A 17326-nucleotide genomic window follows, 5' to 3' on the forward strand; every position below is an offset into this window, starting at 1 on the left:
CGCCCCGTCGGCCCGCGAGCGCGAGTCGACGGGGCTTGGCGTGGGGGGCTCCACCGCGCACCCGCCCCAGCAGGCGAGGGCCAGTACCACGACGGAGACACCGCTCCCTGGACGCTTGGGCACTTGACCCCCCACGAAATGTCGCGCGAGTCCCCGCGAGGGGACCCGAAGCCTTCATCGACAGATATCACTATCCCGCAGCTGGCCCAGATGGCCAACCGCATTGCCTGTCATCGAGCGCGCGTAGAGGCCGCCCACCCAGGCTCCATCACTGAAGGAGACGTGGGCATGGGGTGCAAGGACTGTTCCGTAGAAGCCATAGTCAAACGCGGTGAGCGTGGTGGCCTCCGGGAGGTTGAAGAGCACGCCGTGCTCGTCGATGCCGCCGGCGAAGACATGTCCGAAGTTGGTGAACAGGGGGGAGGTGCCTCGGACGTTGATGACGACGAGCGAGGTGGCGGGGGCTTCGATGGTGAGCAGCGCCGCGCTGGCGATGGCGCTGGCCTGGACGTGGAAGACATTCACCTTGGGGTGGGTGCCCCGCAGGAAGATTCCACCCCAGGGCTCGAGGGTGGTGGTGCCCTGCTGGGGTAGGGCGGCCAGGTCCGCGGAGAGCTTGCGCAGCGAGCCGAGGACGTCGGTGAAGGGGACGGGCGTGCCGCGGGTGACCGAGCCGCGCGGGAAGGTGAGGGTGCCCGCGGGCAGGTAGCGGTCGCCGAACCGGGCGTGGCCCCAGACGGTGCCGTTGTTCAGGTTCAAGTCCCTCCCGGCGACCAGGAGGTTGTCGGTGTCGGTGTCGGGCAGGTTCCAGCCCACGCGGAAGTCCTTGAGGAAGATGCTGCCGCCGGCGGCGACGCGGCCCGCCACGTCATTGCCCTGTCGGTAGTCCTCCGCGACGAGGAGGTTGTAGTCAGCCAGGCGGACCTGGATGCAGTGCTCCACGCGCTGCTCCACGACGGTGACGGAGATGCTGGTGACGGCCGGTCCGTTGCGGATGACGATGGTGGCGATGCCAGGCCCCTGCGCGGTGACGACGCCCGCGGTCGACACCGTGGCGATGGCCTCGTTCGATGACGAGTACACCGTCCCCACCGCCTGGGAGGTGATGTCGCGCTTGATTCCGTCGTTGTAGAGGCCCGTCACCACCAGGTTGCGCGTGGAGCCCACCCCGTGCAGGACGCCATCTCCGTTGAGCACGGAGATGAGGTTGAGCTGCGCGGAGGAGACGACCTGCAGGGACACGGGCGGCGACGACCTGCGCTGGCGCGCGTCGTCGATGCCCGTGGCGACCAGCTGCACCGTGCCGATGGCGTGGGGTGGCACCTGGAACGTGGTGGTGAAGGGCGCCTCGGGGATGACGACCGCCTTGTCGGTGCTCGAGACATAGACCAGGTGGGGCGCGAAGCCGCCGGTGCCCTCGGTCACCACGGTGAGGGTGCTCCCGGGGCTCACCGCCGTGCCGGGCGCGGGGGACACGATGCGCATCCCGCCGGAGGCCAGCAGGGGCGAGGGGCGCTCCCACCCGGTGATGACGGGCAGCGGCTCCTCTTCCGGCGCGAGCTGCTCGTCGTCGGGCATCCACGCCCCGCCGCCTCCCGCGTCCGGCGGCGGGCAGTTGGTGGCCGCGACGGGGGCGGGGAGGGACGGGGCGAAGCTGTCACTGGCCACGGGGCTGTTGAGCAGGTTGACGATGCTCGCGTAGTAGCTGGTGTTGGAGGGCGTCTTGAAGTGCTCGAGGTCCGGCACGCTCGCGTCCATGGCGAAGGACGTCGTGGCGGTGGTGGGCGCGCCTCCGCGCTGGTCCGCCTCCGAGGCGAACATGTCGTAGTCCTTGTCGCAGAACAGCCGGCTGGGCTGCGCGGCCTGCTGCGGGTTGCGCGAGGTCTTCGCGCGCATGATGAGGTTCCAGTTCGCGGGGGGCGTGAGCTTGTCCACCAGCGGGTGGTACGCCTCCATGTTGGTGTAGAGGACCTTGATGTGGTCGAAGAGCATGCCCTGTCCCTGGGGACGCTCGATGTTCTTCCCGTTGAGGCTCACCAGCACGTGGGTGGGCACGTTCGTCACGCCCACGGAGGTGAGCAGGGGGTTGCCCGGCTGCAGGTCCTCGAAGGACGTGGTGCCCGAGTTCACCTCGAGCGAGACGTTGAAGTCCCGGAGCATCTCCAGCTTCAGCTCGTCCCAGGCGACCTGGTAGCTGGCCGTCCCCTTCATGTGGTTGCGGGTGTCGACGATGGCCTTGGCGATGGCGCTGCCCGCGTGGGGCGTGTTCAGCAGGATGAGCCGGTTGAGGTCTCCCTTGTTGAAGTTGTCGGCGCGCAGGTAGTCGCTCCTCGCGGCGAACCTGCGCGCCATGATGCCGCCCATGCCGTGGGCGAGCGCGTCCACCTGGGTGACGGCGATGTAGCGCAGGCGCATCTCCAGCAGCGCCTCCCGGATGGCCTTGCCGAGCGCGGCGCGGTTCGCCTCCGAGTCGATGCTCTCCGAGCTGGTCGTCGAGTAGTCGGCGCACGTCACGTCGAACAGGATGTTGGAGGAGATGCCCGCGTGCCATTCCCAGTACTGGCAGTCGGACCACAGGTCATGGATGGCCACGATGGGCGGACGGACCACCTCGATTTCGTGGGTGTCCGGGAAGGGCGTCCCATTGGCCGGGGTGTAGAGGGTGGAGAGCGTCACGGCGCGCTTCTTGAGCAGCCTGTCGGCGGTCTCCTGGCCCGGGCGGATGAAGTCCTCGGGCGCGGTGTAGAGCGCGAAGGCGTAGTACTGGTTGGTCGCGACCTGCTGGGCGGTCGCGTCGATGACGTTGGTGGGGGCGTCCGAGGAGCCCACCAGGCTGAGCCCTCCGTTGGCGGGCAGGTGCGTGTCGCCCAGCTTGAAGCGCAGGGTGCCGGGGCCCGGCAGCCGCGCGCGCAGCAGGATGACGCTGACGCCGTCGGCGGCGACGCCGCTGGCGGGCGTGCCCAGCGTGGCGAGCCGGCCCGGGTTGGTCTCCACCTTGCGCAGCAGCGGGTCGATGAGGATGGGGTTGGGGTCGATCTTCTCCAGGCTGGAGATGCTCACGTTGTCGATGACCACGCTGGAGTCCAGGATGCCGTCGCCCAGGTCGCGGATCTCGAAGACGAGCGTCACCTGCCCGCCGCCGGCGATGGCCACGTTGACCGTCTTGAAGTCGGTGATGCCCGCGTCCGGGAAGAGCTGGATGCCGTCCGGGTAGGTCGCCGGGAAGAAGTCCACGCCCGAGGGGTCGTCCGCGAGCAGCACGTCGAACTGGGTGTCCTTGGCGCGCGTGGCGGAGGCGTCGAAGAAGTGCGCGCTGTTGACCGAGGTCTGCTCGGCCAGGCGCGTGCCCTGCGCGTCCTGCACGTGCGCGGTGAACTGGTCGTTGTACTCGCTGCCCACGAAGTCGGGCGACTCGGCGCTCAGGAAGCGGTAGTCGAACGACAGCCGCGTCATGCCCGCGGGCACGTTCAGCGTCAGCCGCAGGGTGACGACGTCCCCCTCGGCCCCCTCGGGGGCGAAGTCGGTGCCGGGCTCGGGCAGCCGGGCGCGGTCATTGACGTAGCCGGTGCCCAGCACGATGAGCGAGGGGCCCTTGCGCGGGGTGATGATGCCGTAGTTGGACATGACCTTCGTCGTCTGGTCGGGCGCGGGCGCGGTGAGCTGGCTGCTCACCAGCATGCCCGCGGGGATGTCCAGCGCCGCGGCCAGGTCGGGCGCGGTGGCCTGCGCGAGCTGGGCCGCGGGTTGCACGACCTGGCGGCTCGCGATGCGCCGCCGCTCCGCGCGCTGCGCCTCCTCCCGGAGCGTCGCTTGGGATTGCTGTTGGGGCGGTGAGGCTTCGGGAGGGCTGGCGTCGCCACATGCCAGGGCCAGCGCGAGGACGAGCGGGAGCAGGGGGACGTTGCGAGGCTGCATCAGGTTCACTCCGAGGTCTGGGGCGGCGGGAGGCGAACGGCGGGGCGGCAACGGGCACGGCCATCCAGCGGACTTCCACTGGATGGCCGGCGGTCTGGAAGGGTGATGACGTCGGGCGAGGGGCGCGGAGGCCTTCGGGGCCGCGCCCTCGCTGCTGGGCGGCTACTGGCGCCGGGCGGCCAGCTTGTAGTCGCGGTGCCACCGGGACGGCAGCGAGGCCAGCACGTCGGCGCTCTTCTGCGTCTGGGCGATGGACTCGTACTTCTGCTGGATCTGCCCGTCACCCACGACGAAGCCGTTGGCGTAGACCACCGTCTGGTCCTGGGCGAGCGCGAGCTTCTCCGCGTCCGAGCCGACCTTCACGTTGTACACCTTGCCGGCGTACGGCTCGCGGCTGACCTCGACGAGCCTGCTGGGGCCCGCCTGGGTCATCACCACGTCGCCCTGCTTGAGGGCGCGGGCCTGCACCATGCCGCGCGCCAGGACCTGGATGGGGTGCATCTCCGTCATCAACAGGCTGTGGCCCGCCGCGCTGCGGATGCGCACCATGGGCACCGTCTCGGTGCCCACGGCCGTGTCCATGACGGTGAGCGTGGGCTGGTGCGGGTTCTTCACCTTGTCGCCGGCCTTGAGCGACTCCACGGGCGCCACCTTGCCCTCGGCCAGCGCGATCTGCGTCCCCGCCGCCAGGCAGCTGTTGGTGACGGTGATCTTCTTGAAGGTGTAGTCCGGGCGCGGCACGGCGCGGTCGTTGCTCAGCGTCACGGAGGACTGGTACGTGGCGCCGCCCGTCCCGACGACGGGCAGGACGATCTTCAACGTGAGCTTCACCTCGTCCTGCACCTGGCGGCAGCCGTCGTCGAAGAAGGCCGCGTGGGCGCCCGTCAAATCCCAGGAGAAGGTCTTCTTGTCGGCGCTGAGCGAGGCGCGGTCCCAGAACTGCCCCATCCTCGCCTCGATGAGGTTGCCGTCCGTCACGTCGCAGCCGCCGCCCGCGTTGGTGAGGATGAGCTTGAGGTGGCCCACCTCATACGTCGGCGTCCCCAGGGCCAGGTCCGCCTTGAACTGGTTGATCTTCGCCTGGTCGAAGGTGTGGGGCGCGGAGGTGAGCGACAGCTGCCCCTTGAGGGGCAGCTTGATGGCCTGCGGGGTGCCGGTCAGGTCGTAGTCGCAGTCCTGGGTCCACGTGCGGTTGAGGCACACGGAGATGAGGTTGTCGTTGAGCACCGTGTCCACGGGCGCCTGGACGGTGAGCGCGGAGTACGTGGGGCGCGTGGAGGTGGTGCCCGGCGGCGAGCCGAACTCCGAGTAGAGGTACGAGTCCTTGAACCCCTCGACGGAGTCCTCGACCTTGTACGAGGAGACCCGGTAGCGGCCCAGCTGGGTGAGCCCCAGGTTCGCGGTGGTCGGGACGGTGAGGTTGGTGCCCTGGTCGTACTCCTCCGCCCAGGCGAGCTGGGTGAGCGGGTGGCCCGTCTGGTCGGTGAAGTTGGTGTCCGTGTACGTGTAGTACGTGCCGCCCGGGAAGGTGGACGTGGACACGCCCTGCCCGTCGTTCTCCTCGCGCGTGGTCTCACCCGCGTTGGCCGACTCGATGGCGTGCATCTCCTTGCGCTCGGCGGACGTCGCCAGCCCGGCGTCCTCCGACGACAGCTGGCCCGGCGCGAAGCCCCGCGACACGTGCTCCTTCTGGCGCGCGGCCAGCGCCTCGAACAGGTACGGCGAGTTCTCCGGCGTCTTGCCCGCCAGCTTCAGGCGCGCCTTCGCGAAGCGGTACTGGGCCGGGTCCGCCAGGTTCAACCGGACGCGCACGTCCGGCTTGGCGATGGAATGCAGGTAGGCCTCGTCCGCCCGGTACGTGGTCCACTCGGCCTGGCTCAGCCGGGTGGCGTCGCCGAGCCCGCGCAGCGTGCGGCCGAAGTCCGCCACCTGCTGCTCGTGGGGACTGGAGGTGCAGCCCGACAGCAGGGCCAGGCAGGCGGTGCTACCCATCACCAGAAAACGACGTGCTCGTGACATGGTGTTTCCTCCTCCGCTTGGAACGGCTCTCACATGCAGACTTGCTGGAAGTCGGGGCAGCAGTCGTTGAACTCCAGGCAGCTCGGGTCGCAGAAGCAGCCCTCCGCGCCCACGCCGCACAGGCCCACGCAGCTGTTGGCCTCGCCCACGCAGAAGCCGTTGCCCTGCGTCAGGTCGCTGAAGAGCAGCGAGTCGGGCGAGCCCTTCAGGTCCTCCACGCACTCGAGCGTGGCGGAGTCGCGCAGGTTGGCGACGATTTGCGCGGGCGTGGCGGTGCGGTGGGTGCCCAGGTATTGCGCCACCGCGCCGGCGACGTGGGGGCTGGCCATGGACGTGCCCTCGTCGACGACGCTCGCCACCGCGTCGCCCATCCAGGCGCCGAGGATGCTCACCCCCGGCGCGAAGATGTCCACGCACGGGCCCCAGTTGGAGAACGTCGCCCGGGCGTCCGCGTCGTCGACGGCGCCCACGGTGATGACCAGGGGCTCGCTCGCGGGGGACTGGGTGCAGGCGTTCAGGTCGTCATTGCCCGCGGCCACCACCACCGGGATGCCCGCGTTGACCAGCGCCGCGGCGGCCAGGTTCGCCGGCACGTACAGCGGCCCGGTGATGCTCACGTTCGCGACGCAGGGCCCGTCCTGCCGGGGACAGTCGGCGCGCACGAAGTCCATGCCCGCGATGATGGCCCCCCAGGTCCCCAGGCCGTTGCACCGCAGCACCCGCACCGGGTGCACGGTGGCCTCCTTGGCCATGCCATAGAGCGTGCCCACGGCGGTGCTGGCCACATGGGTGCCATGGCCGTGGCAGTCCTCGACCCCCCGGCCGTCCGGCACGAAGGTCTGTGACGAGCCCACCCGTCCGGTGAACTCCGAGTGCTCCGTGTTGAGCCCGGTGTCGAGCACGTACACGTGCACCCCGGCGCCCGTGTTGTCGAAGTCGTTGTACTGGCCGTCGCGCCCCTGGCGCTGGTCCACCCGGTCGATGCCGTCCGCGGGGCTGGGCACCGTGGCGCTGAGGGAGACCTGCTGGTCCTCCTCGATGAGCGCCACGCCCGGCTCGGCGCGCAGCCGCTCCACCTGGGCGCTGTCCAGGCGCGCCGCGAACCCGGGGATGAGCTGGTAGCGGTGCCGCACCTGATTGATGCCGCCCGCGCGCGCCACCCGGCCCACGGCCGAGTCGATGGCCTGCCCCGTGATGCCCTCGGAGAAGACGACGATGTACTCGTCGGGGACGCGGCGCGCCTCGGGCGCGCGGCCCAACGGCGCCAGCTTCGGAGCCGGGCCGGGCCCCTGGGCGGAGGCGCCCTGGGGCGGGCGCTCCTCGCAGGCGATGAAGCCCAGGACGAGCGCCCCCAACAAGGGCAGGGCCTCAAGCTTCATTCCAAGCAAGGGATGGGCACGTCGGGGCAGGGGCCGCATGGTGTCTCGGTCTGGGTGGGCCGAGCGACGCCCGCGCCGACACGGGGCCTCTCGGGATGGACGGGGGATGTCCGCGGCGGCGGAGGGCTTCCGCTACCGCGGGGGGAGGCGTGGACGTGGATGGCGTGAGCGCGAGCCCCAGGCGGGCCCGAGCGACGTTCGCGTCTTGAAGACGCACGCCCGAATCAACCTATGCATCAATTCTCGATATTCACTTTGGGTGAATTGTTTCATCGAGGATGCGCGTGAGGCTGAGATGCAGATGGCTCTCCACGCTGCGCAGGACGCTGGTGAACTCCTGGGAGGAGAGGTCCAGGCGTTCCTTGAGCAGGCGCCGCGTCTCGTCGTGCACGGCCTGCTGGGCGCTGTGCAGCCAGCGCGAGACGGTGGACTGGTTGACGCCGAAGAGGGTGCCGAGCTTCGGGGTGGAGAGGCGGTCCACGAAGTGGAGGCGCAGCAGGTAGCGGTGCTCTCCGGGGAGGATGGCGAAGGCGTCCTCCAAGGCCTTCCGGAACGCGTCGTGGTACCGGCGTTGGATGGCCTCCAGCTCGGGGTCGGGCGCGGGCGTGGGCAACAGCTCCAGGACGGTGTCGCTCGACGGGCAGGGCTCCTGGGACTTGCGCAGCAGGCTCAGGGCCGTGCGCAGGGCCACCACCCGCACCCAGTTGGCCAGGGTGCCCCGGCCGGAGTACTCGGCGATGCGGGGCGCGGCGGCGGTGCGCACCAGCAGCCGCTCACGGACCTGCTGCCGCACCTCGTCCACCATCGCCGCCGGCAGCCGCATGTGCGCGAGCACCGTCGGCACGCTGGCCATGTGGTGCCGCTCGAAGGCGGCGAGCGCCGTGCCCAGTCCCTGCACGCAGCCGCACGCCAGATAGAGGTCGCCGGCCTCGAGCCGCTCCAGCGCCGTCCCCCAGTCCTCGCCCGGCGCCAGGCGCGGGAGGTGGAGGGCCAGGTGTCGCATGAAGCTCTCGGCGCCCAACGGGATGTCCGGCCAGTGCTCCCGGCCTTCGTTCCAGAGCCGTGACAGCCACGGCTCCAACACCTCGGGCGTGACGTCCTCCGGCGGGACGCCCGCATGCGCCAGGAATAACGGTGCGAATGCCAAGCCCCCCTCCTCCATGCCGCCATTATAACCGATGGAGCCTGACTTACTCTGAGTGCGGGTTAATCTGGGTGAAGGTCGTCTTTGGGCATGAAAGGGGAGATTTTCTCGCTTTACCGGATGAAGTCCGTTTTGTGAGAGGCTCTGACCGGGGGCATACAGGGGGGTGTCAAATCCTTACATCCGGCTGCCTGTGCGAGGAAGACGTGGTGGCGCTCGTCGAGGAGCGGCTGGACGGCGCGGCGAGGGGGCGCGTCCATCGCCACGCCGCCGAGTGCCCCGCGTGTCGGGAGCTGCTGGTCGCCGTCATGCGCAGCCAGACGGGGAGCGTGGACGCGCCCGCGCCTGCCTGGGGGCCCACGGTGGCGCGGACCTGGGTGCCGCCCGGGGTGCTGGACGAGTTCCACCTGGTGCGGCTGTTGGGGCGGGGGGGCATGGGCGCGGTGTACCTGGCGCATGACACGTCGTTGGACCGGCTCGTCGCGCTCAAGCTGAGCGTCGCGCTGGAGCCGGACACCAGCACGTTGGACAGCTTCGCCATCGAGGCGCGCGCCATCGCCCGCATCAAGCACCCCAACGTCGTCACCGTGTTCCGGGCGGGGCAGGTCGAGGGGCGGCCGTATCTGGTGTACGAGTACGTGGACGGCAAGAGCCTGGCGGAGCTGGCGCCGCCCCTGCCGTGGCGGTACGTGCTGGACATCGCGCTGGGGCTTTCGCGGGGCTTGAGGGCCGCGCATCAGCGCGGGGTGCTCCACCGGGACGTGAAGCCGGGCAACGCCATCCTGGACGCGGATGGCAGCATCAAGCTGCTCGACTTCGGGCTCGCGGCCTTCGTGGGGACGGACCGCTCGAAGCCGTGGGCCGTGCCGGGCGTCGTCGGCACGCCGCGCTACATGGCGCCCGAGGTGCGCCTGGGGGCGCCGGCCACGCCGCAGAGTGATTTGTATGCCCTGGGGCTGCTCGTGTACGAGCTGTGCACGGGGCGTGTCCCGCCTGTGCGCGCCTCCGGTGCGGACCTGGAGGCGGGCCGGGTGGCGGCCGCGCTGGTGCCGCTGGTGGACCTGGTGCCGGGAATCGACCTGGACTTCGCGGAGGCCGTCGAGCGCTGTCTGGAGGAGGACCCGTCCGCGCGCTTCGGCCGCGTGGATGCGCTGTGCACCGCGCTGGAGCGTCTGGTGTCGCAGGGGCCGGCCGCGGGCTTCGCGCCCGTGCGGTCCGCCGCCATCGCGGAGACCCGCCCGTGAGCGGGTCTCCGGCTGCTTGGGGCGCTACAGCTCCACCTTCTTCTCCGTCTGGTTCGTCCCGTCGAAGCGCAGCATCACGCCCTTGTTGTCGTAGCGGGTGATGATGTTGACGGGGCGGCGCCACAGGGACTGGAGGTTGCGCAGCGTCTCGCGGGCGTAGTCGCCCTTGAGGTCCTGGCCGTCGTGCTTGTGCGCGAGCAACAGCTCCCCACGGTTCTCGTGGTTGCCGTCCACCACCTCGATGATGGGCTGGCCGAAGTTGGTGAGCCCCTGCAACAGCTTGCTCTTCACCTTGCGGAACTCGCGGTCGAGGATCTCCCACGAGTTGCGCTTGTCGTTGAAGCCATACACGAAGAGCTTCTGCTCCATCGCGAACTCGGGCGTCAGGAACGTGTCGATGAAGGTGATGTCGTTGTAGTGCTTGCGGACCTCGAAGATCTTCTCGCGTCCGGCGCCCAGCTTCTTGTCCCAGTTGCGGCGGGCGCGCAGGTCATCACACTCGTCCCACTCCTTGCCGAAGCGGCCCTTGTTCCAGCGCTCCTCGATGTCCCGCCACAGCTCGATGCCCAGCTTGTAGGGATTGATGGCGCCGGGGCGTGTCCCCATGGTGCCGGAGTGGTGGTCCGCGTAGTCGATGATTTCGTCGTCGCGCAGCGCCCTGCGGGTCATGATGGTGGAGTGCCAGTAGCTGGCCCAGCCCTCGTTCATGATCTTCGTCTGACCCTGGGGCGCGAAGTAGTAGGCCTCCTCGCGGAGGATGGCCAGGATGTCCGACTCCCACGGCTCCAGCGGCGCCTCCTCCAGGAGGAAGAGCAGCACGTCGCGCTGGGGGCGCTCGGGGAACTTCTTGGCCCGCTGCTTCTCGTCCTCCACCTTCTTGCGCTGGGAGTCGAGGAACTCGGACGGGTTGATGTAGCCGCGCATGTACTCGCGGCCGACCTTGAAGCCCTCCACGCGCTCGTTGGACTTGAGCTCGTCCTCGGCGCGCCTGGGGTCCGGGTTGCGCCGGATGTGGGGCGAGTGCTGGTCGATGAGGTTCTCCAGGCTCAGGGTCCGGTCGATGAAGTCCTCGACCTTCTCCACGCCGATCTTGTCCACCCAGCGGCGCACCCGCGTGGCGTGGTTGGCCATCTCGTCGATCATCCGCCGGTTGGTGTGGCGGAAGGAGAAGTTGTTCTTGAAGAAGTCGCAGTGACCGTAGACGTGGGCCATGACCAGCTTCTGGTCCACCTCCGGGTTGCTCTCCATCAAGTACGCGTAGCAGGGGTCGTTGTTGATGACGAGCTCGTAGATCTTGCTCAGGCCGTACTCGTAGCCCTTGGAGAGCTGCTCGTACTCCATGCCCCAGCGCCAGTGCGGGTAGCGGGTGGGGAAGCCGCCGTAGGCGGCGACCATGTTCATCTCGTCGTAGGACACCATCTCGAAGACGGTGTCGAAGAAGTCGAGTCCGAACTCCTTCGCGTAGCCGTGGATCTCATCCCTCAGCGCGGCGAGACGGGGCGTAAGGCTCTTGGGCATCGGGAAGTCTCTCCGGAGGACAGGTGGGGGCGCTGGCTCTTCAGCGTCCCTTGCCGAGGAAGTCCTTGATGGACGCGTAGATGGCGTCCTTGTCCGCGATTTCGCTGAGCGCGACGTTGGGGGTGTCACCCACCGCCTCGCGAAGGTCCTTGATGAACTGACCGCTGCCGTAGGGGGACTCCACCTGTCCGTAGGCGAACTGGTTGACGTTGGGCAGCACGTCGTTGCGCAGCATCTCGATGCACTGGCGCGTGTCGTCCGCGCTCCAGTTGTCGCCGTCGCTGAAGTGGAACGGATAGACGTTCCAGGCGCTCTTCGGGTAGTCGGCCAGGATGATGTCGCGGCAGAGCTTGTAGGCGCTGGAGATCATCGTCCCGCCGGACTCGCGGGTGTGGAAGAACGTGTCGCGGTCCACCTCGCGCGCCACCGCGTCGTGGATGATGTAGCGCGCCTCCAGGCCCTTGTATTGGTGGCGCAGCCACGTATCGAGCCAGAAGCTCTCGATGCGGACGATCTCCTTCTGCTCGTCACCCATGGAGCCGGACACGTCCATCATGTAGATGATGACGGCGTTGGTCTCCGGGAGGTCCTGCAGCTTGTAGCTGCGGTAGCGGCGGTCCTCGCGGGTGGGGATGATGACGGGCCTGGCGGCGTCGTAGGTGCCGGCGGCGATTTGTCTGCGCAGGGCCTGCTTGAAGGTGCGCTTGAAGTGGCGCAGGGATTCGGGGCCGGTGGTGTTGATGCCGGTGTAGCGAATCTTCTGGGTGATGATCTTCTCGTTCTGGCGCCGCTCGATGTGGGGCAGCTGCAGCTCCTCGCCCAGTATCTGCGCCAGCTCCTCGAGCGTGACATCCACCTCCAGGGCGTGGTCTCCCTCACCCTGGCCGGCCTGGTGCCCGTCCCCGGGCTCCACCGCCCCGGGGCCGAGCTGCTGGCCCACCTCGCCGTCACCCTGTCCGACGCCGCCCTGCTCCTTGTGGCCGTACTTGAAGCGGGGGATGTCGATGAAGGGGATGGGGATGCTGATGGCATCCTTGCCCTTCTTCCCAATCATCTCGCCCTTCTGCACGTACTTGCGCAGGTTGGCTTTGATCTTCCCGCGGACGATCTGTTTGAAGCGGGAGTGGTCCTGGTGGATCTTCAAGGTCACGACGGCTCGCCCTTCTCCTGAGGTGGTTACTCCTTCGCGTCGCCGCGGGCGAAGATGCTCGCCACGAAGTTCAACACGTCGGTGGAGCAGATCTCGCAGTAGCCGTAGTTCTTCATCATCCGGTCCTTCACCAGGTCGATCTTCTCCTGGGTCTCCTTGTCCACGACGGAGGAGACGAGGTTCTTGAGCTTGATGCTGTCCTTCTGGTCCTCGAACAGCTTCAGCTCGAGCGCCTTGTGCAGCCGCTCGTTGGTCCGGTAGTTGAAGGTCTTCCCCTCCACCGCCAGCGCGCCGATGTAGTTCATGATTTCGCGCCGGAAGTCGTCCTTGCGGCTGTCGGGGATGTCGATCTTCTCTTCGATGGCCCGCATCAGCCGCTCGTCCGGCTCCTCGTAGAGGCCGGTGTACTTGTTCTTGACCTTCTCCTTCTGGGTGTAGGCCTTGATGTTGTCGATGTAGTTGCCGCACAGCTTGCCGATGGCGTCCTCGTCGGCGCTGATGGCGCGCTGGACCTCGTTCTTGACGATGTCCTCGTACTCCTGCTTCACGGAGGTGAGCAGCTCCTTCATCCGCTTGCGCGCGTCCTCGTTGTTGATGAGCGAGTGCGTCTTGAGGCCCGCCTCCAGCTCGTTGAGGACCATGAAGGGGTTGATGCAGCCCTCGCCCTTGTCGCTCACCAGCGCGTTGGAGATTTTATCCTGGATGTAGCGCGGGGAGATGCCCTCCAGGCCCTCGCGGATGCTCTCCTTGCGCAGCTCCTTGATGTTGTCCTCGGTGAAGTTGGGGAGCGTCTTGCCGTTGTAGAGCTTGAGCTTCTGCAGGAGCGACAGGTTGTGCTTCTTGGGCTCCTCCAGGCGCGTGAGCACCGCCCACATGGCCGCCATCTCCAGCGTGTGCGGCGCGATGTGCTTGCCCTTGATGGCGCGGGAGTTGAAGTCCTTCTCGTAGATCTTCACCTCCTCGGCGAGCTTGGTGATGTACGGCACGTCGATCTTCACCGTGCGGTCGCGCAGGGCCTCCATGAACTCGTTGTTCTCGAGCTTCTTGTACTCGGGCTCGTTGGTGTGGCCGAGGATGACCTCGTCGATGTCCGTCTGCGGGAACTTCTTCGGCTTGATTTTGTGCTCCTGCGACGCGCCGAGCAGGTCGTAGAGGAAGGCGACGTCCAGCTTGAGCACCTCGACGAACTCGATGATGCCGCGGTTGGCGATGTTGAACTCGCCGTCGAAGTTGAACGCGCGCGGGTCGGAGTCCGAGCCGTACTCGGCGATCTTCCGGTAGTTGATGTCACCGGTGAGCTCGGTGGAGTCCTGGTTCTTCTCGTCCTTGGGCTGGAAGGTGCCGATGCCCACGCGGTCCTTCTCGCTGAAGACCAGCCGGTTGACGCGCACGTGGTCCATCACCCGCGCGAAGTCACCGTGGTACTGGGTCATCAGGTCCTTGAAGACGAAGCGGCAGGCGGGGCACAGCTCCGAGCCGTCCGGGATGGTGTAGCCGGAGTCCGGCGGCGACAGCTCCTGGTAGACCTTGGCGCGCCACTCGCGGGGAACCAGGTTGAGCGGCTCCTCGTTCATGGGGCACTTCATCTTCTCCTTCACGACGGTGCCGTCCGGCAGCTTCTTGTCGGTGGTCCAGGAGAAGGTGTACGCGGCGCCCTCGGGCGTCTTCGAGTAGTCCTCGGTGCCCTTCTTGAGCAGGCGCGCGATGGTGGACTTGGACGAGCCCACGGGGCCGTGCAGCAGGATGACGCGCTTCTCGGTGCCGTAGCCCTGGGCGGCGGACTTGAAGACGTTCACCAGCTTCATCAGCGGCACATCCAGGCCGAAGATGGCGTCCTTGCCGCCGAACTTCTCGTCGCTGAAGAAGTGGTAGCGGATGAGCTTCTTCTTGTTGTCGATGTACTCCGTCTTCCCGTGGCTGAGGATCATGTCGTAGATCCTCTGGAAGGCGGTGCGTGTCACCTTGGGGTTCTTCCGGACGATTTCGAGGTACTCCTCGAAGTTGCCTTCCCAGTTGAGCTCCGCGTAGGTCTTCGCGTCCTGGAGCGCGGCGATTTTGGAGACCCACGAACCCTTCTCAGCGTCCCTCATGTCTCTCCCTCGGAAGCCGGCCTGGGGTGCGAGGCACTCGCGCCCTAGGGGGCCAGAATGGTGAACCTGGAGGGCTGGATTGCCATTCCACAACCATCCCGCCGAGGTCCCAGGCACGACAGCCCTGCAGCCAATTCGGGACCCCGCCGCGGAATGGGACCGCGCGTTACGCTCGTGTCAGGGGCAGGACGCCGGAACAGGCGCGCCCCCTCCACGGGGTGAAGAGGCAAGGGTGATTATAGGGCGGCGCGTGCAACGGGGTAGGTGCCCCCCCGGAACGCGAGGGGTATTGAACGCCTGACGGCCTTGCCGGAGGCGGACTGTTGGCTGGCTGTGGGGCGGCGTCTGTGTTCCTTCCACATGTCGGCGGTGCAGGTGAGGGGCGCCAAGACATCCCTGACAGCAGCCAGGCGGGCGTGCCTGCACCGAAGGGTGATACATTCGCCACGCGGTACACGTTGGCTCGGGCCCGCTGTGCCTCCGGGGCGCGCGAGGGCGGCGGTGTGCTCGCTCCGGCGCGCGGTTCGCTGAGGGTGAAGTCGGCTGCGGGGAGGCTGGAGAAGACAGGGTCGCCGGCTTGGCTTTGGGCCGTGCCTGCGTATCCTGCCGCGCGTCATGGCGACCGCACCTACCTCTGTCTCCCACCCTCCGTCCTCCGTGCCGAGTCTCGCGGCGGTCCCGTCCCCCGCGCCCGAGCCGAGCACGCGCCTCCTCATCGGAGTGCTGTTGGCGGTGGCGCTGGTGCCCCGGCTGCTCGTCTTCTTCGTGAACGAGAACCTGTACGGCGACGCGGTGGTGCGCACGGAGCTGGCGGAGCGGTGGCTGCGCGCCCCGCACCTCATCACCGCGTACGGTGATGGCGCGTACCAGTTCGGGCCGCTGCACCTGTACCTGGTGGGCCTCGCGCTGTCGGTGTTCGACCGGGAGGTGGCCGGGCGCGTGGTGAGCCTGCTGTTCGGCGTGCTGTCGGTGGTGCCGTTGTTCGCGCTGACGCGGCGGCTGTTCGACTGGCGTGCGGGCGTGGTGGCCGCGCTGGTGTTCAGCGCGTGGGGCATGCACCTGCAGTTCTCCACCACCGCGGGCAGCGAGGCGGTGTCGCTGTTCTTCATGCTGGCCGCGTTCGCGTTCTACGCGGAGGGGGTGGACGAGAACCGCTTCGCGCCGCTGTTCCAGGCCGCGCTGATGCTCAACCTGGCGTGCGCGCTGCGCTACGACGCGTGGATGTACATCCCGCTGTTGTGCCTGGGGCTGTTCTTCAGCAGCCAGGACAAGGTGGCGGCGGTGACGCGCGCGGTGGGCTTCGGCCTGGCGTGCCTGCCGTTCCCCCTGTTGTGGATGCAGGGCAACGAGCTGATGCACGGCGACCCGTTCTACCCGGTGAAGGCGGTGGAGGACTTCCACCGGGACTGGGTGCTCTCCTCGGCGGGCTCGGGGGCGGCCATCGGCTGGCGCGCGCAGCAGCTGTTCTTCTGGCCGGGCGTGGCGCTCTTCACCCTGACGCCGGGCGTGGGGCTGCTCGGTCTGTGGGGCATGGTGAAGGCGTGGAAGGCGCGGCCGGACACGCGCTGGCTGGTGGCGGCGGCGGCGGTGCCCGCGGCGTACTTCACGTTCCGCGCGGTGGTGCTGCTCAACTTCGTGCCGCTGGGGCGCTTCACGGTGACGCAGCTGGCGGTGGTGCCGGTGTTCGTCGCGTTCGGCTTCTGGGCGCTGATGGGCTCGCGCGGCGAGGGCGCGCGCAAGGCGGTGGCGGGGGTGTCCGCGCTGCTCGCGGTGGTGCTGCCGGTGGCGCTGGGCCTGTACACGTTCCGCGACGACGGGCGCCTGCAGACGTCGCTGCGGCCGGTGAGCCCCACGTCGACCAACCCCGTGCCGGTGATGCGCGTGGCGGACTTCGTGAAGGCGGAGGTGGCCGAGAAGGGCGGGGCGCTCGCGCTGGATACGGACCCCAACTACATGGACCTGCAGGTGGCCTTCTTCTCCGGGCTGCCCGAGGAGCGCATCGCGCGCGTGCGTTGGGACACCTTCCGCAAGCTCATGGGGGAGGCACGGCCGGAGGTGCTGGTGCGCTTCGACCAGGGCTCGCTGGCGAAGGACCCCGGGGTGAGGCTGGAGGGGCGCACGCTGACGTTGGACGGCGTCGCCTACGAGGAGCTGGACGGCTTCACCGCTCCGCTGCACGTCTACCGGCGCCGGCCGTAGCCGCCCGGCGTCACCCGGAGTGTCCGGGCTCGTCGTCGTCGTAGTCGTCCGGGTGGTAGTCGGTGTCCCTGGGGCGGCGCGCGTCCAGCCAGCCCTGGAGGATGAACTGGGCGGCCACCTGGTCGATGACCTCCTTGCGGCGGGCGCGGCTGACGTCCGCTTCCAGGAGCGTGCGCGTGGCGGCCACGGTGGACAGCCGCTCGTCCCAGAGCTCCACCGGGATGCCGAGCGCCTGCGTCAGGGCGTCCGCGAACTTGCGCGAGGCCTCCGCGCGCGGGCCCTCCGAGCCGTCCATGTTGAGCGGCAGGCCGAGGACGAAGCGGTCCGCCTCGTGCTCGCGCGCCAGGGCGCCGAGGGCGGCCAGGTCCGCCTTGAGGGACGTGCGGCGAATGGTGGTGACGCCCTGGGCGGTGAGGCCCAGGCCATCCGAGACGGCCACGCCGATGGTCTTGGTTCCGAAGTCCAAACCCAGGGTTCGCATGCGTGGCGCAACTTAACCGCATCCTCCCTCACGGACCGCGCCGTCCGTTGACGGGGACGTGCCCGGGTTGTCAGTCCGGCTAACCGACGGAATTCGCTCGCGTGGTCGCCGGGCCGCCTGCCGGCACCGTCGCTGCAACCCCCACGAGTCATCGCGCGGCACTCCATCAACCCGCCGCGTGGGAGGA

10 protein-coding genes are annotated in these 17326 nt (G+C 68.5%); 2 read left to right on the forward strand and 8 right to left on the reverse strand.

The window, feature by feature from the left end; genetic code table 11:
• Nucleotides 1-174: 174 nt before the first annotated feature.
• The 4 genes from VZQ01_RS29435 to VZQ01_RS29450 all read right to left on the reverse strand — a co-directional run bounded on the left by VZQ01_RS29435 (nucleotide 175) and on the right by VZQ01_RS29450 (nucleotide 8397).
• Complete coding sequence (locus tag VZQ01_RS29435) at nucleotides 175-3915, reverse strand: choice-of-anchor A family protein (RefSeq protein WP_426745303.1); 3741 nt, start codon at nucleotides 3913-3915, stop codon at nucleotides 175-177.
• 162 nt (nucleotides 3916-4077) lie between these two features.
• Nucleotides 4078-5934 (reverse strand): Hint domain-containing protein, encoded by a 1857-nt coding sequence (locus VZQ01_RS29440; protein ID WP_223748087.1) that lies wholly within the window; start codon nucleotides 5932-5934, stop codon nucleotides 4078-4080.
• Between the two features lie 29 nt (nucleotides 5935-5963).
• Nucleotides 5964-7313 carry a S8 family serine peptidase gene (locus VZQ01_RS29445; protein WP_426745304.1) on the reverse strand — a complete coding sequence of 450 codons (1350 nt, stop codon included), beginning with the start codon at nucleotides 7311-7313 and terminating at the stop codon, nucleotides 5964-5966.
• Between the two features lie 250 nt (nucleotides 7314-7563).
• Entirely contained in the window at nucleotides 7564-8397 is an 834-nt protein-coding gene (locus VZQ01_RS29450) for a sigma-70 family RNA polymerase sigma factor (RefSeq protein WP_408889426.1), read from the reverse strand.
• A gap of 269 nt (nucleotides 8398-8666) precedes the next feature.
• Here VZQ01_RS29450 and VZQ01_RS29455 point away from each other — a divergent pair, with 269 nt between their 5' ends.
• Entirely contained in the window at nucleotides 8667-9701 is a 1035-nt protein-coding gene (locus VZQ01_RS29455; RefSeq protein ID WP_426745305.1) for a serine/threonine-protein kinase, read from the forward strand.
• 24 nt (nucleotides 9702-9725) lie between these two features.
• On the opposite strand, the gene VZQ01_RS29460 is transcribed toward VZQ01_RS29455, so the two are convergent.
• Genes VZQ01_RS29460 through VZQ01_RS29470 form a run of 3 tightly spaced genes read right to left on the reverse strand, consistent with a single transcriptional unit; the run spans nucleotide 9726 to nucleotide 14459 of the window.
• The gene (locus tag VZQ01_RS29460) at nucleotides 9726-11219 is read right to left on the reverse strand and encodes a SpoVR family protein (RefSeq protein ID WP_223748090.1); all 1494 of its coding nucleotides are present in this window, start codon (nucleotides 11217-11219) and stop codon (nucleotides 9726-9728) included.
• 40 nt (nucleotides 11220-11259) lie between these two features.
• Nucleotides 11260-12369: a DUF444 family protein gene (locus tag VZQ01_RS29465; RefSeq protein ID WP_141332034.1), complete on the reverse strand. Its 1110-nt coding sequence runs from the start codon at nucleotides 12367-12369 to the stop codon at nucleotides 11260-11262.
• A 26-nt stretch (nucleotides 12370-12395) separates the two neighbouring features.
• Nucleotides 12396-14459, reverse strand: a complete 2064-nt coding sequence (locus VZQ01_RS29470) for a PrkA family serine protein kinase (protein ID WP_141332033.1) — start codon at nucleotides 14457-14459, stop codon at nucleotides 12396-12398.
• Nucleotides 14460-15074: 615 nt separating this feature from the next.
• Here VZQ01_RS29470 and VZQ01_RS29475 point away from each other — a divergent pair.
• Entirely contained in the window at nucleotides 15075-16658 is a 1584-nt protein-coding gene (locus VZQ01_RS29475; RefSeq protein ID WP_426745306.1) for an ArnT family glycosyltransferase, read from the forward strand.
• 10 nt (nucleotides 16659-16668) lie between these two features.
• Here VZQ01_RS29475 and ruvX read toward each other — a convergent pair whose 3' ends face one another.
• Nucleotides 16669-17139 carry a Holliday junction resolvase RuvX gene (gene ruvX / locus VZQ01_RS29480; protein WP_223748092.1) on the reverse strand — a complete coding sequence of 157 codons (471 nt, stop codon included), beginning with the start codon at nucleotides 17137-17139 and terminating at the stop codon, nucleotides 16669-16671.
• Between the last annotated feature and the right edge of the window lie 187 nt (nucleotides 17140-17326).

The organism is Myxococcus faecalis, from assembly GCF_050039385.1.
Classification (GTDB): domain Bacteria; phylum Myxococcota; class Myxococcia; order Myxococcales; family Myxococcaceae; genus Myxococcus; species Myxococcus fulvus.